Annotated in this window: 20 protein-coding genes and 1 tRNA gene; 7 read left to right on the top strand and 14 right to left on the bottom strand. The window is 72.5% G+C overall.

Annotated elements, in window-relative coordinates; all coding sequences use genetic code 11:
- Positions 1-77 precede the first annotated feature (77 nt).
- A complete protein-coding gene (locus ACA361_RS20860) occupies positions 78-806 on the top strand; it encodes a M15 family metallopeptidase (RefSeq protein WP_375014031.1) in 729 nt (242 codons plus the stop codon).
- Between the two features lie 2 nt (positions 807-808).
- Here ACA361_RS20860 and ACA361_RS20855 read toward each other — a convergent pair whose 3' ends face one another.
- Positions 809-979 (bottom strand): hypothetical protein, encoded by a 171-nt coding sequence (locus tag ACA361_RS20855; RefSeq protein ID WP_375014029.1) that lies wholly within the window; start codon positions 977-979, stop codon positions 809-811.
- 112 nt (positions 980-1091) lie between these two features.
- Here ACA361_RS20855 and ACA361_RS20850 point away from each other — a divergent pair.
- Positions 1092-1181: transfer RNA gene (locus ACA361_RS20850), tRNA-Ser, on the top strand.
- A 36-nt stretch (positions 1182-1217) separates the two neighbouring features.
- Positions 1218-1397 carry a DUF1737 domain-containing protein gene (locus ACA361_RS20845; protein ID WP_375014028.1) on the top strand — a complete coding sequence of 60 codons (180 nt, stop codon included), beginning with the start codon at positions 1218-1220 and terminating at the stop codon, positions 1395-1397.
- Between the two features lie 8 nt (positions 1398-1405).
- Here the strand turns inward: ACA361_RS20845 and ACA361_RS20840 are convergent, their stop codons facing one another.
- The 4 genes from ACA361_RS20840 to ACA361_RS20825 form a co-directional block, all read right to left on the bottom strand.
- Positions 1406-1939, bottom strand: coding sequence for a VOC family protein (locus tag ACA361_RS20840; RefSeq protein WP_375014027.1), 534 nt, complete (start codon positions 1937-1939; stop codon positions 1406-1408).
- A gap of 99 nt (positions 1940-2038) precedes the next feature.
- The gene (locus tag ACA361_RS20835; RefSeq protein WP_375014025.1) at positions 2039-2896 is read right to left on the bottom strand and encodes an SDR family NAD(P)-dependent oxidoreductase; all 858 of its coding nucleotides are present in this window, start codon (positions 2894-2896) and stop codon (positions 2039-2041) included.
- 11 nt (positions 2897-2907) lie between these two features.
- Positions 2908-3867, bottom strand: coding sequence for an alpha/beta fold hydrolase (locus tag ACA361_RS20830; RefSeq protein WP_375014024.1), 960 nt, complete (start codon positions 3865-3867; stop codon positions 2908-2910).
- A gap of 90 nt (positions 3868-3957) precedes the next feature.
- Positions 3958-6327: an AAA family ATPase gene (locus ACA361_RS20825; RefSeq protein WP_375014022.1), complete on the bottom strand. Its 2370-nt coding sequence runs from the start codon at positions 6325-6327 to the stop codon at positions 3958-3960.
- 143 nt (positions 6328-6470) lie between these two features.
- Between ACA361_RS20825 and ACA361_RS20820 the strand changes: the two genes are divergently transcribed.
- The 3 genes from ACA361_RS20820 (at position 6471) to ACA361_RS20810 (ending at position 8333) form a co-directional block, all read left to right on the top strand.
- Entirely contained in the window at positions 6471-7427 is a 957-nt protein-coding gene (locus tag ACA361_RS20820; RefSeq protein ID WP_375014019.1) for an NAD(P)H-quinone oxidoreductase, read from the top strand.
- A 13-nt stretch (positions 7428-7440) separates the two neighbouring features.
- Complete coding sequence (locus tag ACA361_RS20815) at positions 7441-7977, top strand: bacterial proteasome activator family protein (protein ID WP_375014017.1); 537 nt, start codon at positions 7441-7443, stop codon at positions 7975-7977.
- A gap of 68 nt (positions 7978-8045) precedes the next feature.
- A complete protein-coding gene (locus ACA361_RS20810; RefSeq protein WP_375014015.1) occupies positions 8046-8333 on the top strand; it encodes a helix-turn-helix domain-containing protein in 288 nt (95 codons plus the stop codon).
- A 33-nt stretch (positions 8334-8366) separates the two neighbouring features.
- Here the strand turns inward: ACA361_RS20810 and ACA361_RS20805 are convergent, their stop codons facing one another.
- The 7 genes from ACA361_RS20805 to ACA361_RS20775 all read right to left on the bottom strand — a co-directional run bounded on the left by ACA361_RS20805 (position 8367) and on the right by ACA361_RS20775 (position 14594).
- Positions 8367-9170, bottom strand: coding sequence for an HAD family hydrolase (locus tag ACA361_RS20805; RefSeq protein WP_375014013.1), 804 nt, complete (start codon positions 9168-9170; stop codon positions 8367-8369).
- 62 nt (positions 9171-9232) lie between these two features.
- The gene (serS, locus tag ACA361_RS20800) at positions 9233-10492 is read right to left on the bottom strand and encodes a serine--tRNA ligase (protein WP_375014012.1); all 1260 of its coding nucleotides are present in this window, start codon (positions 10490-10492) and stop codon (positions 9233-9235) included.
- 51 nt (positions 10493-10543) lie between these two features.
- Positions 10544-11347, bottom strand: a complete 804-nt coding sequence (locus ACA361_RS20795) for a class I SAM-dependent methyltransferase (RefSeq protein ID WP_375014010.1) — start codon at positions 11345-11347, stop codon at positions 10544-10546.
- Positions 11348-11369: 22 nt separating this feature from the next.
- A complete protein-coding gene (locus ACA361_RS20790; RefSeq protein WP_375014008.1) occupies positions 11370-11669 on the bottom strand; it encodes a hypothetical protein in 300 nt (99 codons plus the stop codon).
- 92 nt (positions 11670-11761) lie between these two features.
- On the bottom strand, positions 11762-12691 hold the full coding sequence (pheA, locus tag ACA361_RS20785) for a prephenate dehydratase (RefSeq protein ID WP_375014006.1): 930 nt from the start codon (positions 12689-12691) through the stop codon (positions 11762-11764).
- Between the two features lie 116 nt (positions 12692-12807).
- Positions 12808-13266 (bottom strand): DUF4446 family protein, encoded by a 459-nt coding sequence (locus tag ACA361_RS20780; protein ID WP_375014245.1) that lies wholly within the window; start codon positions 13264-13266, stop codon positions 12808-12810.
- Positions 13266-14594 carry a glycosyltransferase 87 family protein gene (locus tag ACA361_RS20775; protein ID WP_375014004.1) on the bottom strand — a complete coding sequence of 443 codons (1329 nt, stop codon included), beginning with the start codon at positions 14592-14594 and terminating at the stop codon, positions 13266-13268. The genes ACA361_RS20780 and ACA361_RS20775 overlap by 1 nt, the downstream gene beginning before the upstream one ends.
- A 61-nt stretch (positions 14595-14655) precedes the next feature.
- Here ACA361_RS20775 and ACA361_RS20770 point away from each other — a divergent pair, with 61 nt between their 5' ends.
- Positions 14656-16851, top strand: a complete 2196-nt coding sequence (locus ACA361_RS20770; protein WP_375014002.1) for a hypothetical protein — start codon at positions 14656-14658, stop codon at positions 16849-16851.
- Here ACA361_RS20770 and mptB read toward each other — a convergent pair.
- Positions 16733-18232 (bottom strand): polyprenol phosphomannose-dependent alpha 1,6 mannosyltransferase MptB, encoded by a 1500-nt coding sequence (gene mptB / locus ACA361_RS20765; protein WP_375014001.1) that lies wholly within the window; start codon positions 18230-18232, stop codon positions 16733-16735. The two genes, ACA361_RS20770 and mptB, sit on opposite strands and share 119 nt — an antisense overlap.
- Positions 18229-18945: a glycosyltransferase family 2 protein gene (locus ACA361_RS20760; RefSeq protein WP_375013999.1), complete on the bottom strand. Its 717-nt coding sequence runs from the start codon at positions 18943-18945 to the stop codon at positions 18229-18231. Before ACA361_RS20760 ends, mptB begins: the two co-directional genes overlap by 4 nt.
- Between the last annotated feature and the right edge of the window lie 65 nt (positions 18946-19010).

Below are 19010 nucleotides of genomic sequence, written 5' to 3'. Positions count from 1 at the left end.
GGCGGGCACGCCCTCAGACGCACCGTAGCGAATCCGGGGTCCCACGCGAAGCCGCCGCGGCATGCGATCCTGCCGTCATGCCAGGCAGACGGCTCACCACCACGGCGGTCCTCGTGGCGGCCCTCGCCACCACCACGACCGGATGTGGCCGCGACTCCGACCCGGAACCGACGACCCCGGCCCCGCCGCCCACCGCGACCGGCGGCAGCGCCTCCCCGTCCGCGCCCGCCTCACCGCAGGCGTTCCGGTCGGAGATCAAGAAGGTCACCGCCCGCGACCTTCCGCACTCCTGGCGCCGGGGCTGCCCCGTGTCGCCGTCCGGCCTCCGCATGATCGAGATGACGTACTGGGGCATGGACGACAAGCCCCACCCGAACGGCCGCCTGGTCGTGAACGCCGACCACGCCGAGGACCTCGTCAAGGTCTTCCGGAGGCTCTACGACGACCGGTACCCGATCAAGCGCATGGAGCCGGTGGACGTCTACAAGGGCAGCGACTTCGACTCGATCGAGGCCAACAACACCTCGGCGTTCAACTGCCGCCAGGCCACCGGCTCCAGCAACTGGTCACAGCACGCGCTCGGCACGGCCGTCGACATCAACCCGTGCGAGAACCCCTACGTCAGTTCGAGCGGCCGCGTCGCCCACAAGGACTGCGTCAAGTTCAAGGACCGCTCCCGCCGCGACCCCGGCGTCATCCACGACGGCGACAAGGTCGTCAAGGCGTTCGCCTCGATCGGCTGGGGCTGGGGCGGCGACTGGAGCGGCACCAAGGACTACCAGCACTTCTCGGCCTCAGGCCGCTGAGCTCAGAGCATCATCGCCACGATGACGGCCAGCACGACCACGACCGCCACCGCGGCCACGATGCCCACGATCAGCCCGGTGTTCACCTTCGAGGTCTTCTCGGCCGGCCGCTGCGCCTGGAAGTTCTGGAACTGGTGCGTGGTCCCGGCCGGGTCGTTCGGTGTCTCAGACATGCGGACGAGGGTAACGGATGGGATCATCCGGCCTCAGGCCCAACGCCCCACCCGCCCCGCCGAAAGCCCGGTGAACTCCCGCCACCCGACCCGCTATCGTGGAGCCTGCCCAGGAGGCTTCGCATAGTGGACGAGTGCGGCGGTCTTGAAAACCGCAGTGCCGGTGACCCCGGTACCGTGGGTTCGAATCCCACAGCCTCCGCCTGAACCCATCGCCCGCACGGGTTACGATCACCGCATGCCCGACAGCGATGATCTCCCCCGGTACCGGGTGCTCACCGGCCCGGACGACGCCGACTTCTGCCGGAGGGTCAGCGAGATGCTCGACCTCGGCTACGAGCTGCACGGCTCTCCGGCACTGGCGTTCACCGGCCGGACGGTCATCGTCGCCCAGGCCCTCCTCAGACCGGCCGCCTGAGCCGCCGCTCAGCCGGCCGGGTCGACGGGGGTGCTGCTGCGGCCGCGGGTTCGGCCGCTGAGTTCGGCGTCGAGGGTCTCCTGGGCCACCCGCATGCCCTCGGCGTACTCGGGCCGCCGGAGCCGCTCCCACATCTCGTCCTCGGGCACGTCCTCGATGTGGCTCTCCACCCACCAGATGTTGCCGAACGGGTCCCTGACCCGGCCGCCGCGGTGCCCGAACGCGTCGTTCATCAGGCCGGTGACGACCCGGCCCCCGGCCTCGGCCGCCTGCGCGAACGCCCGGTCCGCGTCGGCCACGAACACGCGCAGCAGGCTCGGCATGACCGGCCAGTCGGCGTGCCGGTCGAAGGCCAGGACGACGGTGTCGCCGACCCGGATCTCACCGTGGCCGATCTTGCCGTCCGCGGTCGCCACCCGTCCCAGTTCCTCGCCTCCGAACGCCCGGGCGACGAAGTCGAGAAAGGCTCCCGTGTCATCGGTGACGACCCAGGGCGCGACGGTGGTGTAGCCCTGCGGCGCGGCACTGTTCTGCTCGGTCATCGAGCTTCCTTTCGCTGGTCCTTAACGGCGCTAGCGACGATAGGAAGCGTGTAGGTCGATACCTGTCCTAGAACATCGGCGAAACCGAGGCGGCGCTCCTCAGTCGACCACCGCGGTGCTGTAGGTGGGGGTGTCGCCGAGCATGGGGCGGTGGGACGCGGGCTTCTTGCCGTCGATGTCGACCACTCCCAGTTCCGCGCCGATCTCGGCGCCGATCAGGACCTGGCCGGACCAGTTCATCCGGTCCGGGTGGCGGGCCAGGGCGTCGATGACGCGGCCGCTGAATTCCGGGGATTCGGCGGTTGCGGCGATGGACTGGTAGCGCTCGGGAACGGCACCGAACAGGGCGGCGTTGCGTTCGGTCATCAGGAGGCCCATCCAGAGGGAGATGACGGCGACGTCGAACGGCTTGAAGTCGACCGCCATGTCGTGGGCCATCTTGTCCACGGCCGCCTTTCCCGCGCCGTACGCGGGGCCGTGCATGTAGCAGCGGCCGCCGAAGGACGAGGTGTTGACGACCAGGCCCGAATCGCTCCTGGTGAGCAGCGGCGCGCCGTAGTAGCTGGACACGTATGCGGAGCGCATCCCCACGTCGAACATGTCCTGGAGGCCCAGCGGCTTCTCCCAGAAGGGGCCCTTCCTGGTCAGGCCGTCGGGAATGGTGAAGGCGTTGTTGACGAGGATGTCGAGCCTGCCGTGCTCGCGCTCCACCTGCCGGAAGAGGGCCTCGACCTGGGCGTCGTCGGAATGGTCGCAGACGACCGGGACGCCGGTGCCGCCGCGGGCGTCGATCTCCTCGGCGGTGGCGAAGACCGTGCCGGGGAGGTCCGCGTCGCCCGGCGAACGGGTGCGTCCGGTCACGTAGACGGTCGCGCCCGCCTCGCCCAGCGCGAGCGCGATTCCCTTGCCGGCGCCCCGGCTGGCGCCGGTCACGACCGCGACCCGGTTGTCGGTCATCCACTCCTCCTTCAGGAGAGGAACTCCAGCATCGTGGCCGTCGTTTCCTCTGCCTTCTCCATCTGCATCATGTGGCCGGCGTTCTTCAGCATGCGCACGGCGCGCACGTCGCCGTGGTGGTCCCGCAGTCTGTCCAGGGGATCGGTGCCGTGCCATGCCTCCAGGTCGACGTCCTGCTCGCTGCCGATGAAGTAGTACGGAACGGTCGTCTTCCGGTCGCCGTACGACTTCCGGTACTCCCAGGAGAGGTCCATGGCGCGATACCAGTTCAGCCCGCCCGTGAATCCGCTGCGGCTGTAGTCGGCGACGTAGAACTCCAGCTCCAGTTCCGTCAGCCAGGGCCAGGGCAGCGGCGGTGTCTCCGGAAGCGCGTCGATGTACGTGGTCCCCGGCGGCTTACGCCAGACGTCGAGGTAGTGGTAGTCGCTGGAGAGCGCGTAGAACAGTTTGCGCAGGAATTCGCGGGGCGCCGCGGCCAGGTCGCGGTCGGCGGCGCCGGGCGTGTCCACGAAGTAGTGGATGTGGTTGAAGTGCTTCCGCGCCTGCTTCGCGGCGAGGGTCAGCGGTGAGACCGGGCTCGGCGTGAAGAACGGGTTCTCCAGGCCGATCAGCGCCGCGACCCGTTCGGGATGGTGGTACGCCAGGTCGTACGCCGCGAACAGCCCGAAGTCCAGCCCGCTGAAGACGGCCTTCTCCTCGCCGAGATGGTCGAGGAGGCCGGTGAGGTCGCCGACGATGCGGTCGACGCCGTACTCGCGGTGGTCGGCCGGACCGCTCGTCCGCCCCATGCCGCGCATGTCGGGCGCGACGACGCGGAAGCCGGCGGCGGCGATCGGCCCTATCTGGTGGCGCCAGCTGAACCAGGTGTGCGGGAACCCGTGCAGGAGGACGACCAGCGGCCCCTCGCCCTCCTCTACGTAGTGGACGTCGAGGCCGTTGATCTTCGCGTACCGGTGACTCCAGCCGACCATGCCATGGTTCCTTTGCGGAGACGCGCTGCTGGCTCACGAATGTGCAGCACGTCCCCGCCGGAACGCATCAGGCCGTCCCACTCAGCAGGATCATTCGTGCGGGCGGCGCTGGTGCCCCAGCCCGTCGCCGACGACGGCGGCGAGGTTGAGGTACGCCTCGCGGGTGTGCGGGGCGAGCGCCTCCAGCTCGACCTCGGCGCCCTCTTCCAGGTGGTCGTCGTACGGGATGCGGACGACCGCCCGGCAGCGGCTCTCGAAGTGGGCCTGGAGCTTGTCCAGGTCGACCTGGCTGCGGGTGCGGTTGCGGACCATCGACAGCACGACGACGCCGTTCCGTACCAGGTGGCCGTGGTCGTGGGCCTCCAGCCAGTCGAGCGTCGCGCTCGCCGACCGCGCGCCGTCCACGGACGGCGAGCTGACCAGCACGAGCTGGTCGGCAAGGCTCAGCACGCCGGCCATCGCGGAGTGCAGCAGGCCCGTGCCGCAGTCGGTGATGCAGATCGAGTAGTACTGCTCCAGGACGACCGCGACGGCCGAGTAGTCCTCGGCGCTGAACGCCTCGCTGACCGCCGGGTCGCGGTCGGACGCCAGCACCTCCAGGCGGGCGCCGTTCTGCGAGGTGAACCCGCGGACGTCGGCGTACCGGTGGATCTGGTCGCGGTTGTTGAGCAGGTCGCGTACCGTCGCCGCCGTCTCCAGCTTGACCTTGTCGGACAGCGTGCCGCGGTCGGGGTTGGCGTCCACCGCGATCACCCGGTCGCCGCGCAGCGAGGCGAGCATCGAGCCGAGCCCGGTCGTGGTGGTCGTCTTGCCGACGCCGCCCTTCAGCGACATCACGGCCACCCGGTGGTGCCCGCCGGCGACCGGCTGGCGCGCCCGGGCGACCAGGTCCTTGCGGCGCATCTCCGCCTGCGACTCGCCCGGGTGGACGTTCCCCGCGGTCGCCTTGTAGACGGCCCGCCGCCACCCGCCGGACGGCGCGATGCGGCGCTCACCGAGGAGGTTCTCGGAGCTGAGGCTCTCGGCCGTCTGCGGCTCCTGCGGTGCCTGGGGCGGCTGCGGCCCCTGCTGCGGGTACCCGCCGGCCGGCGGCATGCCCGGAATGAGGGGCTGCTGCTCCCCCAGCGGCTGCATCGGCGGTCCGTACCCCTGCGCGGGGTACGGCTGGTTCGGGTCGTACGACACCGGCGCGGGCGGACCCGGGTTCATGTCGTACGGCGCGCCGCCGGGCGGCACGGCCTGATTGGGGTCGTAGGGCGCCGCAGGCGGAGGCGGCGGCTGACTCGGATCGAACGGCACCCCGGGCGGAGGCGCCTGGTTGGCCCCGAACGGCACGCCAGGAGGCGCCGGCTGGTTCGGGTCATAGGGCGCGCCAGGCGGCACCGGCTGGTTCGGGTCGAACGGCGCGCCAGGAGGGGGCGGCTGGTTCGAGTCGTAGGGCGCGCCAGAAGGAGGCGGCTGATTCGGACCGAACGGAACGCCAGGCGCGGGCGGCTGATTGGCGTCCTGCGGCGCCCCAGGCGGAGGCGGCTGGTTGGCGTCCTGCGCCGCCCCGGACGGCACCGGCTGGTTCGGATCGAACGGCGCGCCGGGCGGAGGCGGCTGGTTGGCGTCGAACGGCGCCCCAGGCAGCGGCGGCGGCTGGTTGGCGTCCTGCGGCGCTCCAGGAGGGGGCGGCTGGTTCGGGTCGTAGGGGACGCCAGGAGGGGGCGGCTGGTTTGGGGCGCCTTCGGGGGTGTACGGGTACTGGGCGCCCTCGGCGGGCGGGGCGTTGAGGAACCGCTGGTCGCCTTCGGCCGGGGAGTACGGGCCCTGCGCCTGCTGCTCGGGCGGGCCGTACGGGCCCTGCGGGTACGGGGGCAGCTGCTCCAGGGGCGGGGAGCTCTGGCCGTTGCTCGGCGGCGGTGGCGGGGGCGCGACCTCGCCGCCCTCGTTCGGCGGCTGCGGGCCCGGCCGCTCGAAGTCGCCCGCGTACGGCGGGGGCAGCATGCCGCCGTCGAACGGCTGCGGCATCGGGCTGCCCTCGTACGGGGGAGGCGGCGGGGGCGCGGACGCCGCGTACGGGGGCGGGGCGTTGAAGTCGTTGTACGCGGGCGGGAACCCGGGCGGCGGGGGCGCCGGCGGCTGCCCGGGGGCGCCGGGGGCCTCGGCGGGCAGGTCGTCCTGGAACGGCGGCGGCACCAGCCACGGGTTCTCGGGCTCCTCCAGGGCGGGAGCGGGCGCCTCGGAGGAGGACACCTGCTCGCCCGGCTCCACCAGCGTGGAGTCCGCTCCCGGTTCGCTCTGTTCGCTCTGTTCGCCTGGACCGCTGGAATCACCGGTATCCGCGGGCTCCTTGGGATCGGCGGCGGGCTTGGGCGCGGGCGGGACGGCGGACGGCCCGGTGGCCTCGCCGCTCATCGCGTCCAGGGACGCCAGACGCTCCTCCAGGGAGCGTCCGTCGTGATCGTTCCTTGCCACCGTCTCTCCCCTCGGCCGCGCCTCTAAAGTCGGGTTCAGGAGCGGGTAAGGCATCGGCCCATCCGAAGGATACCTTTGCGTCAATACCACGCATCCCCCGCGAGTTCCCATGTCCCCCCTGACCTCCCGGTAGCGTGATCCGTATGCATGCGATCGTGATTCGCGAGCCCGGGGATCCCGGCGTCCTGGAGTGGACCGAGGTGCCGGACGCCGCGGCGGGGCCGGGCGAGGTGCTGGTCGAGGTGGCCGCGAGCGCGGTCAACCGGGCGGACGTGATGCAGCGGCGCGGGTTCTACGAGCCGCCGCCGGGGGCGTCCCCGTACCCGGGCCTGGAGGTGTCGGGACGGATCGCCGCGCTCGGCGAGGGCGTCGGCGGTTGGCGGGTGGGGGACGAGGTGTGCGCGCTGCTCGCCGGCGGCGGGTACGCCGAGAAGGTGGCGATCCCGGCGGGCCAGCTGCTGCCCGTGCCCGCGGGTGTCGGTCTGGTCGAGGCGGCCGGGCTGCCCGAGGTGGCCTGCACGGTCTGGTCGAACGTGTTCCAGCTCGGCGGCCTGAAGGCGGGCGAGACGTTCCTCGTGCACGGCGGCGGTAGCGGTATCGGGACGATGGCGATCCAGCTGGCGCGGGCGTTCGGGGCACGGGTGCTGTGCACGGTGGGCACCGCGGAGAAGGCGGAGCGGTGCCGGGAGCTGGGCGCCGAGCGGGCGGTCAACTACCGCGAGGACGACTTCGTGGCGTACGGCCCGTACGACGTCATCCTGGACAACATGGGCGCCAAGTACCTGGCGCGGAACGTGGAGTCGCTGGCCACGGGCGGGCGGCTGATGGTGATCGGGCTCCAGGGCGGGGCCAGGGCCGAACTCGACCTGAACGCGCTGCTGCGCAAGAGGGCGGCCGTCCACGCCACCTCTCTCCGGGCCCGTCCGTTGGACGAGAAGGCCGCGATCGTGGCGGCGGTGCGCGAACATGTGTGGCCGCTGCTGGAGAAGGGCGACGTCCGTCCTATCGTCGATCGGACGCTGCCCATGGCCGAGGCGGCCGAGGCTCATCGGCTGCTGGAGGCGAGCGGCCACATCGGCAAGATTCTGCTGAGCGGATGAGACGGGAGTGATCATGAATCAGCCTTCGGAGCAGGAGAAGGAGCCGCAGGTCCTGGTGGTCGGTCCGAACGGGATCGCGATCGAGGGCGCGGGCGAGAACGAGTCCGGCGAGAAGTCGGTGACCGAGATGGTCGAGCAGCCGGCCAAGGTCATGCGGATCGGCGGCATGATCCGGCAGCTGCTCGAAGAGGTGAAGGCGGCGCCGCTGGACGAGGCCAGCCGGGCCCGGCTGCGGGAGATCCACCAGTCCTCGATCAAGGAGCTGGAGGACGGGCTGGCGCCGGAGCTGATCGAGGAGCTGGAGCGGCTGTCGCTGCCGTTCGTCGAGGGCACGGTGCCGAGCGAGGCGGAGCTGCGGATCGCGCAGGCGCAGCTGGTCGGCTGGCTGGAGGGCCTGTTCCACGGGATCCAGACCACGCTGTTCGCGCAGCAGATGGCGGCGCGGGCCCAGCTGGAGCAGATGCGCCGGGCGCTGCCGGCCGGCATGGTGCCACCGGGCGCGGAGGAGGAGAAGCCCGGCCCCCGCCACACCTCGGGCCCCTACCTGTAACCGATCAGGCGCCCGTCAACGTAACCATCCAACTGCAGACCGTCACTCCACGGTGGCAGTATGCAGAGGTGCGTCTTCGGTACCGGTACCGCCTCTACCCGACGCCCGCCCAACAGCAGGAGTTGGCGCGGGCGTTCGGGTGCGCTCGGGTCGTGTTCAACGATGGACTCCGCGCACGCCGACAGGCATATGCGGAAGGCGTGCATGACCGGGACGTGAACGCGGCACGCAACATCCTGGCGGCCGGACGGGCCGACAGGCGAAACGCCTGTGGAGCGCTGATGAGACCGGATTCCGTTCCGGCGCGGCACGATGAAGCAGGAACCCACTCCGAGTCTGCTCCTCTCTGGGAGTAGCAAGGAGATTTCTCGCTCCAGGGCGAGGGGACGTCAACTGTAGTACTTCTCCAGGATCTGGGCGACGCCGTCGTCGTCGTTGCTCGCTGTGGTGTGGGTGACGGTGGCGAGGACGTCCGGATGGGCGTTGGCGACGCCGTAGGAGGTGCCGGCCCAGGTGAGCATCGGGAGGTCGTTGGGCATGTCGCCGAACGCGGCCACCTGGGCCGAGGTGATCCCCTGCTCGTTGCAGAACTCGGCCAGCGCGCTGGCCTTGGTGATGCCCTGGGCGCTCATCTCCAGCAGGCCGCGGCCGGAGGAGTGGGTGACGGTGACGAGGTCGCCGACCGCGCCGATCGCCTGGGCGGCGAGGGAGTCGGGGTCGGCGGCCGGGTGCAGGGCGAGCAGCTTGGTGCCGCTCTTGCTGAACAGCGTCGCGTCGTCGACGGCCTGGCCGCCGAAGCGGCGGGCGTCCCAGCGGCCGAGGTTGTAGCTGGCCTCGAAGAAGAAGCCGTCCGGGTGCTCGACGGCGAACCGCAGCTCCGGTACGGCCTCGCGCAGCTTGCGGACCACCTGCTCGATCACCCGCGGCTCGATCTCGTGGGTGCGCAGGACGGTCTCGGTGTGCAGGTCGTACAGCACGGCGCCGTTGGCGCAGATGGCGACGCCGTGGTGGCCGACCTCGGCGGCGATGTCCTTCATCCAGCGCGGCGGCCGGCCGGTGACCATGACGAGGGTGGCTCCGGCACGTTCCACGCGGGCGAGCGCGGCGACGGTACGGTCCGAGACCGTACCGTCGGAGCGCACGATGGTGCCGTCCAGATCGGTGGCGATCAGCCGAGGCGTGAAGTCCGACATGTCACCTTCCAGTCACCGCCGAGACCCGTCCGTCGGCCGCTGGAACACACCATAGGCGACGATCAGCGCTTGACCGGCTCCAGGACGTCCACGCCCAGGTACTTGCGCAGCGCCTCGGGAACCCGCACGGACCCGTCCGCCCGCTGGTGGTTCTCCAGGATCGCGACGATCCACCGGGTGGTGGCCAGGGTGCCGTTGAGGGTGGCGACCGGCTGGTTCTTCCCGTTCTCGTCGCGGTGCCGGACCGACAGGCGGCGGGCCTGGAACTCGGTGCAGTTCGACGTCGAGGTCAGCTCGCGGTAGGTGTTCTGCGTCGGCACCCACGCCTCGCAGTCGTACTTGCGGGCCGCGCTCGCGCCCAGGTCGCCGGCCGCCACGTCGATCACGCGGTACGGCAGCTCGACCTTGGCGAGCATCTCCTTCTCCCACTCCAGCAGCCGCAGGTGCTCCTGGTGGGAGTCGGCGGGGTCGCAGTAGGAGAACATCTCGACCTTGTCGAACTGGTGCACCCGGATGATCCCGCGGGTGTCCTTGCCGTACGAGCCGGCCTCCCGCCGGAAGCAGGACGACCAGCCCACGTACCGCCGCGGCAGATCGGTGATGATCTCGTTCATGTGGTACGCGGCGAGCGGCACCTCGGACGTGCCGACCAGGTACAGGTCGTCGGCGGGGAGCTGGTAGACCTCGGCGGCGTGCGCGCCCAGGAACCCGGTGCCCTCCATCGCGTCCGGCTTGACCAGGACGGGCGGGACCATCGGGACGAAGCCGTTCGCCACGGCCTGCTCCATGGCCAGGTTGAGCAGCGCGAACTGGAGCCGCGCGCCGATCCCGGTCAGGTAGTAGAACCGCGCGCCGGACACCTTGGCGCCGCGCTCCATGTCGATCGCGCCGAGGCTCTCGCCCAGCTCCAGGTGGTCCTTGGGCTCGAAGTCGAACGCCGGCGGCTCGCCGACGTGCTCCAGGACGACGTAGTCCTGCTCGCCGCCCGCCGGGGCGCCGTCCTCGATGATGTTGGGCACGCTCTTGAGCAGCGCGTCCAGCTCGCCGCCGAGCCGGTCGGCCTCGGCCTCGGCCTCCTTGACCTGCTGGGCCAGCTCCTTGGCGCGCGCCAGCAGCGCCTGCCGCTCGTCGCCCTGCGCCTTGGACACGGACTTGCCGAAACTCTTCTGCTCCGCGCGCAGCCGCTCGAACGACGACAGCGCGCCGCGCCGCCGCTCGTCCAGGTCGAGCAGCGTGCCGACGACGGTCTCATCCTCGCCGCGGGCGCGCTGGGAGGCGCGCAGCCGCTCGGGATCCTCTCGAAGAGCTCGCAGGTCAATCACAGACCCGAGGCTACCGTTGCGGGGCCCCTCGCCGCGCGGGAGTATCCGGCTCTAGCGCGTCCCGTGCGCGAGGAGCGCGTGTGCGGGCAGCGACACCTTCCCGCCGTCCACCGCGTACCGGGTCATGATCGCGTCGTAGGCGGTCCTGACCCGCGCGACCGTGGCCGGATCCTGCCGGGAGAGGATCACGCCGTTGCTGCCGACCCGGGACATCGCCCCGGTCTCCCACCAGTCCTCCGGATCGACGACGTGCCGCCAGGTGACCGGGTCCACGTCCGCGTCGCCGAACCCGGCGCCGCGGACCAGGTCCGCGAACGCCGCGCGCTCCCCGTACTCCATGAACGGCGACACCGGGATGTCGTCCGGCCACGCCACGCCGACCTCGTCGATCGCCTCCCGGACGATCCCCAGCGCGCCGCTGCCGGGCATCTCCCAGCAGGTCAGCGCCAGCCGCCCGCCGGGCCGCAGCACCCGCCGCAGCTCGCGCAGCGCCGCGTCCGGATCCCCCACATGATTGATCACGAAGTTGCCGGTGACGGCGTCGAACGTCCCGTCCCCGAACGGCAGGTCCGGCAGCACGGCCACCCGCACGTCCAGGCCGGGGACGTTCCGCGCCGCCGTCTCGGCCATGCCCGGCTCGGCGTCCACGGCCGACACCTCGGCGCCGCGCCGGACCGCCTCGCGGGCCACCACGCCCGGTCCCGTCCCCACGTCCAGCAGCCGCGTCCCGGCCCCCGCCCGGGCCGCCTCGCACAGCAGGGGCGCCGTGTACGCGGTGAGCCGGGCGAACCCGCGGTCGTACGCGGCGGCCCGCCCGGCCCACAGCTCACGCTCGTACTCGTCGAACGTCGTCATTCACCGCAGCGTAGACGCCGCCCTACTGCACATCCACGTGATCGCCGGGTCCCACGACCCCGAGGTAGGTGGAGCTGCCGTTGTACACGGCGCGCCACGCACCGTCCTTCGAGGCGGTGAACGTCTTCCCGAACCACCCCGTGGAGTCGGTCTTGATCCCGGCCATGGTCGTCCAGGTGGACGAGCCGCTCGCCTTGAACTGCACGGAGACCGCCGCCCCGGCCGCGGCCGGCTTCCACGACCCCACGAGCCGGTCGAGCCGCCCCTTGACGGTGATCGTCCCGCCCTTCCTCACCGGCTCCGGCGAGGCGTTGAACGACACCGGTGATGCCGGGCCGGACGACCTTCCCGCTCAAGACGCTCTAGAACGATCTTCGGTTGGCGGCGGGCGGGGAGCCCGGTGATCACGGTTGGTCACGCGTGGGGCTGGCCCGAGCGGACGGACTCCAGCCAGGCGGCGGCCTCGGTGAAGTCGGCGTCGTGGGTGCCGCGGCGGATCTCCGGGCGGATCTGGTCGGCCCGGGTGTACGAGCCCAGGAAGCGGACGTCGGCGCAGACGCGGCGCAGGCCCATCAGGGCCTCGCCGACGCGGGCGTCGGAGACGTGGCCCTCGAAGTCCATCCAGAACAGGTACGAGCCGAGGCCGGCGCCGGTGGGGCGGGACTGGATCAGGGTCAGGTTGATCCCGCGGATCGCGAACTCCTGGAGGATCTCCAGCAGGGCGCCCGGGTGGTCCTCGCCGATGAACGCGACCACGGTCGTGCGGTCCATGCCCGTCGGCGGCGGGGGCGGGCAGGGGCGGCGCAGCATGATGAAGCGGGTGACGGCGTCGGCGACGTCGTGGATGTCCTCGGCCAGCACCGACAGGCCGTAGCGGGACGCGGCGAACGCGCCGGCGAGGGCGGCGTCGTAGTGGCCGTCGGCGACGTGCTGGGCGGCCTCGGCGTTGGAGGTGGCGGCGCGCCACTCGGCGTCCGGGACGTGCTCGGCGAGCCAGCGGCGGCACTGGGGCTGCGCGTGCGGGTGCGAGGCGACGGTCTTGATGTCGGCCAGCGACGCGCCCGGGCGGACGAGCAGGGCGAACGAGACCGGCAGGTGGACCTCGGCGACGATCTGGAGGGGCTCGCCGGTGGCCAGCTCGTCCAGGGTCGTCGGGACCGAGCCCTCGACGGAGTTCTCCAGGGCGACGACGGCGGCGTCCACGTCGTGGCGGCGCAGGGCGTCCAGCGCGGCGGGGACCGTGCTGTACGGCAGGTGCTCGGCGTCGTAGGAGTCCGGGATCGAGCGCAGCGCGGCCTCGGTGAAGGTGCCCTGCGGCCCGAGATAGGCGAATCGCTGTGACATGAGGGATCGGCTCCTCCGCCGTGGCGGCGGAACGGCCCGGCGGGTGTGCGGCGTGAATGAAAGTGAACGGTGTGGTGAGGTCCGAGTTTACGGTGCGCTCTACTCGGGTTCGTTCCTCAGGGCGTGGGGGACGGGGTCCGGGGCCCGGTTCCGAAGTCGGGCAGCGGGTCGTCCATGGAGACGACGGGGCCCTTGCCCAGCCGGGCGGCGCGCAGCGCCTGGTTCTCCTCGGGCGAGAGGTGCTCGATCGGGTGGCCGTCGCGGACCGCCTTGGCGTACGTCCGGGTCTCGGTACGGCCGTTGATCGAGCTGACCACCACGCCGTCGCCGTTGGCGTTGATCATGGCGAGGGAGAACGACCGGTGCCCGGACATCTCCTTGAGCGCGTCGTAGTGCACGATCGCCAGGTCGCGCAGGGCATGGCGGTCAGGGCCGCCGCCGAGCGCCTGGAGCTGGCGCCTGAGCACGTCCGAGCACTCCTCGACGACCTGGTTGGCCCGGTTGTGGGCGACCACGGCGATCGAGAGTCCGGCCACCCCGGCCACCAGCCCGGCGACGGCCACCGCGACAAGCATCACGGGGCGAGCGTACCCACCTCGGCACGGCCGTGCGAAGGATCTCCGAGACCGGGCTCGGCCGGTGGGATCCGCTTGACCAGCCAGTGACCGAGCAGGACCACCATCGCCACGGCCGCCAGACCGAACGCGTCCTGCACGATCTTGCCCGGAATCTTGGTGATTAGCCCCTGCTGGAGGCCGATCAGTTTGGCGCCCCACCACGGCAGCGGGAACAGGAACCAGACCCAGGCGACGCCCGCGAACAGACGTCTTCGCGTGTCTCGCCCATCGCCCACCAGAGCCCCGATTACCGGGACCATCCACACGAGGTGGTGAATCCACCCCACAGGGGACAGCAGCACGGACAGCAGCCCCACGATCGCGACGGCCGCGAGGCGGAGGCTGCGGGCGTCCACGGCGCGCCCCTCGACGCCCGCGAGCGCGTCCCCGAGCAGCGTCGCGCGCCGCGCCATCCGGAACCCGAAGTACGCCATGAGCGCCGCCAGCACCAGCCACACCAGCGAGCCGAACGGGTCGGGCAGGTAGATCCGCGCCACCATGCCGTTGATCGCCTGGTTGGTGGTGCCGTTCACGGCGCCGGTACGGTCGCCGCCCTCCAGCAGCGCCCCGAACCAGAAGTCGACCGAGTCGCTCGGCAGCAGCGCGAACGCGCCCAGCGTCGCCGCCCCGGCCGTCATGACCGCGTTGGCCAGCGCGTCGCGCCGCCCGGTGACCAGGAAATAGATCAGGAAGACGCCGGGCACCAGCTTGATCGCGACGGCGAGCCCGACCAGCAGGCCGCGCGGCCAGTGCGTCCGGCCGGGCACGCAGTCCGCCAGGCACAGCGCCATCAGCAGCACCCCGACCTGCCCGAACCTCGCCTGGTCGAACACCGGCATCATCCAGGCGGTCGCGCCGACCAGCAGCCCCATCGTGAGCGGCGCCCAGCGGCCCGTACGGCGGATGAGGTCGCGGAACGAGTACCAGACGACGACCAGCAGCGCCGCGTACAGCAGCACCATCCACAGCCCCTGCGCCGCCTTCCACGAGATCACCGTGAACGGCACCGCGAGCAGCGAGGCGAACGGCGGGTACGTGAACGGGAGCAGCTGCGGCGGCTGGGTGAGCACCTCGTACAGCGGCGCCCCGCGCAGGATCGCGCGCCCGCCGTCCCGGTAGACCTCCAGGTCGACCAGCCGCTGGTCCGGCGGATTGGTGAGCCACCACACGACGATCGGCGCGACGGTCGCCACGGCGACGGCGACCCCGGCGAGCAGGATCAGCAGCTCGGGCGGCCGCGCCCACCTCCGCACGCCCGCGTCGCGGACCCCGTTGCCTTCACGCATGCCCCCCATCCTGGCCCAAGTCCCCCACTGCCCGCTGCCAAGGGCCTGTAGCCTGGACGCCATGGCGCGGGGGCTCAAGATCGGCTTGTTCCTCGCCGCCGTGTCCACGCTGGTGACCGCTCTGTTCGCGGGCGGCGTCGCGGCCGCCGGACCGGCCCGCGCCGACGCTTCCGCCGCGCCTTCCGGACGTACCGTGCTCATCGGTGTGCCGGGGCTCATGTGGAAGGACGTCGGCGAGAAGGCGACGCCCACGCTGTGGCGGCTCACCGGGCAGGGCGCCGGCGGCAGCCTCAGCGTGCGCACCACCAAGGTCAACACCTGCCCCACCGACGGCTGGCTGACGCTGTCGGCCGGGCAGCGGGCCCGGCTCGTCCACGGCGAGTGCGTGCTGCCCGCCACGCCGGCGCCGCCCGCGGGCCAGGGCGCGGCCGCGCCCGGCTGGGCGGAGATCAAGAAGGACAACGCGGGCGGCGACTACCACGCCCAGGTCGGGCTGCTCGGCGACGCGGTGCACCGCGCCGGCGGCTGCACGCTCGCCGTCGGGCCCGGCGCGGTGTTCGGCGCCGCCGACGGTTCCGGGCGCGTCGACCACTACCGGCGGTCGGTCGGCGAGGTGGCCGCCGGGGACTGGGCGCGCTGCCCGCTGGCGGCGGTGGACGTCGACGACGTGTTCCGCGCGTACGTCGACGCGGGCGTGGACGCCGACGGCGAGCAGGCGCCGGTGACCGTCGAGGACCGCAGGGCCGCCGCGTCCGCCGCCGACCGGCAGATCGCGCGGGTGGTGTCGGCCGTCCCGGCCGGGACGACGATCCTGGTGGCGGGGCTCGCCGACAACGGCCGGACGCCCCACCTGCGGGTCGCCGCCGCGGCCAACGGCCCGTACGGCGCGGGCCTGCTGACCTCCAGCGCGACCCGCCAGCCCGGCATGGTCACGCTCACCGACGCCACCGCGACCGTCCTCAAGACCCTCGGGCTGCCGCAGCCCAAGCAGGCGGTCGGCTCGGCGTGGCGCGTCCAGCCGACGCGGAAGACGACGGCCGAGCGGGTCGAGACGCTGGAGAACGCCGACGTCGCCGCGCAGGCCATCCGGCGCATCCAGCCGACGTTCTGGTGGGTGCTCGCCGGGGCGCAGCTGCTCCTGTACGGGCTCGCGGCGCTGGCGCTGCGGCGGCGGCGCTGGAGCACCCCCGAGTCCCGGGCCAAGATCCTCGCCGGGACGCGGATCGTCGCGCTGGTCGGCGGTGCCGCGCCGGCCGCCTGCTTCCTGGCGGGGCTGCTCCCCTGGTGGCAGGCCACGCATCCGGCGCCCGCGCTGGTCTGCGCGGTCGTCGGGTTCGCCGGGCTCCTCGCGGGCGTGGCGGTGGCCGGCCCGTGGCGGCGGTCGGTGACCGCGCCCGCGCTGGTGATCACCGGGGTGACCGCGCTGGTCCTCGCGGTGGACGTGATGACCGGATCGTCCCTGCAGCTGAACGCGCTGATGGGCTACACGGCGCTGGTCGCGGGCCGGTTCTACGGATTCGGCAACCAGGCGTTCTCGCTGTTCGCGGTGGCCACGATCCTGTCGGCGGCCTGGCTGGCGGAGTACCCGCTGCGCGCCGGCCGCAAGTGGCTCGCCGTCGGGATCGTCGCGGCGGTCGGCGTGGTCGCGGTCGCGGTGGACGGGCTGCCGGCCTGGGGCAGCGACTTCGGCGGCGTGATCGCGATGGTGCCGGCGTTCGCCGTGCTCGGGCTGATGATCGCGGGCAAGCGCGTCTCGCCGCTGCGGCTCGCGCTGTTCCTGGTCGCCGGGGCCGCGCTGGTGCTGCTGATCTCGTACGTCAACGCGCGCAGCGCCAACCCGACCCACCTCGGCCGGTTCTGGCAGGATTTGGCGAGCGGCGACGCGTGGGACACCATCGCCCGCAAGTTCCAGGCGATGCTGCGCAGCCTCGGCTACTGGCCGTTCATCATCCCGCTGGCCGGGGCGGTCGGCTTCCTGTTCTTCGCGCTGGTACGGCCGATCAAGGCGCGCACCCCGCTGCTGGACCGCGCGTACGCGCACAGCGCCACGATGCGGCCCGCGCTGCTGTCCGCGCTGACCATGGCGGCGGCGGGCACGCTGGTGAACGACTCCGGCGTGGTGATCCTGTCGGTGTCGTTCAGCCTCGCGACCCCGCTGATGCTCGCGGCGAGCGTACGGGCGCTGGAGCACGATCATGTCGCCGCCGGCACTCCAGCATCAGAGCGATCAGGATCGCCGTCGTCAGCACCGGGATGATCACCGGCCGGACCACGGTGACCAGCCAGTTCAGATCGTCCGGCAGGCCGATCAGCTCGGGGTCCCGGGCCGGCAGGTAGGCCAGGCTGAGCGCAGCCGTGTGCGCCAGCAGCAGCCAGTCGAACCGCGACCAGGCCAGCAGCGCGAGCGCGGCCCACGCGAAACCGTCGTACCAGGGCAGCTCGTACGGCGCGGAGAACAGCCACGCCAGCACCAGCGCCGCCGCGATCCGCCGGCTCTGGTCCGCGCCCGGGTCGGCGTCGCGGTCGTACGGCAGCGCCCTGGCCAGCATCCAGAGCAGCACCAGCAGCAGCACCACGAAGCCGATCTTGATGAAGGTGCGGTGCCCGCCGCGGCCCAGCAGCATGTCGACCAGATGCCACGGCGTCGCCAGCGAGACCGAGTTCGCCGCCCGCGAGACCTGGTCGAACGCGTGCGGCCCCGCCAGCGCGAACGTCACGGCCACCACCGCGCCCGCCCCGCCGAACAGCGCCGCGAGCCGCCACAGCGTGCCCCGGTCCCGGGACGCCCGCCAGCGTTCGACGAGGACCCACGCGGGCCCGCCGCCGGCCAGCCCGGCCGGCAGCTTGATCGCCATCGCGGCGCCGACCAGCGCGCCCGCCGCCGGCGTCCGCGGCAGCGACCGGCCCCCCGCGAACAGCGCCAGCGCCGCGACCATCGGCGCGATCGCCAGCGTGTCGTTGTGCGAGCCCGCGACCAGGTGGAACAGCAGCAGCGGGTTGAACGTCCACATCAGCGCCGTGCGGAGGCGCCGTTCCGGGGTCTTCGACGTCCACCACAGGACGAGCGCCGTCAGCGCGAACGCCAGCGAGTTGATCACCGACATCACGAAGACGGTCAGCCGCATCGAGTCGCCGCCGATCTTCGCGGCGAACGCCTCCTGCGCCGTCGCGATCGGCCCGTACACCGAGGGCGCCTTCCGCCACTCCTCGACCGCGCCGATCACCGGGTCGTGCGGGACGTCCACCGCGCGGGTCGCGTACGGGTCGTGCCCGGTGACGGCCATCCGCCCGTACGCGGCGTAGTTCAGATGGTCGCCGGAGCCGATCGGCGGCAGGAACGCGAACGCCCCCGCGACCAGCACGCCCGCCACCGCCGGCGGCCCGGGACGGCAGCGCCAGCCGCGGCCCACCGCGGTGAAGCACAGCGCGAGGCCGCCCGCCCCGAGCAGCACGCCCGCGACGACCAGCCCGATCACCAGGTACGGCGACGGCTCCGCGTCCAGCGCGAACGGCGGCTGCCCCGGCTCGCCCGGCAGCGCCGGCTGCATGACGGAGGTGCCCAGCAGGGCGGTCAGCAGGAAGCAGCCGAGACTCGCCGCGATCGCGCCCAGACCCGCGCGCCCCTGCCAGGGGGTCACGGGCGGCGCTTGGCCGGCCGTGCGGCCAGGGCGGGGTCCCGGACGGCCAGCGCGCGCGCCACGTCCCGGAACTGCCTGGCCCGGTGCAGCTGCGCCTTCAGGTCGGTGCCGGTCGCCCGGTGCGCCAGCGGCACCTCGACCTCCTCCACCCGGAAGCCCTTGCGCAGCAGATCGATCGTCAGCGCCGTCTCGACGCCGAACCCGGCGGCCAGCGGCAGCGCCGCGTCGAACGCGGCCCGCGTCAGGCAGCGCTGCCCGTTCAGCGGCTGGGTCGCCTCCCACCCGGTGGCCCGCCGGATCCCCTCCCGGGACAGCCGGACGACGAACCCGTGCCCGCCGAGCTTCACCGTGCTGGAGAACGCGGCGATCGTCATGTCGGCGGTCCCGGCGCGTACCGGCTCCACCAGCGGCGCGGCCTCGCGCGCCGTCTCGGCCAGGTCGGCGTCCAGGAAGAGCAGGTGCCGCGGGCTCCCCTCGTCCAGCAGCCGGACGGCCTCGGCGCCGGTCTCCATCGCCGCGCCCTTGCCGCGGTTGCGGCTGTGCCGGACGACCCGGGCCCCGGCGTCCCTGGCCGCGCGGCCCGTACCGTCGGCGGACCCGTCGTCGACCACCACGACCAGCCCGGCTCCGGGCAGTTCCTGCGCGGCCTTGACGGTCGCCGCGATCCGATCGCCCTCGTCCTTGGCCGGGATGATCACCGCTACATCCTGCATACCCGCGATCGTAGTGGTGTTCATCGCATCGCCCCAGCAGGCCATCTGGGGCGGTCACCGACGTC

The sequence above is a fragment of the Actinomadura sp. 21ATH genome (assembly GCF_041951345.1).
Taxonomy (GTDB): Bacteria; Actinomycetota; Actinomycetes; order Streptosporangiales; family Streptosporangiaceae; genus Spirillospora.
This window is presented reverse-complemented; position numbering and strand designations above follow the sequence as displayed.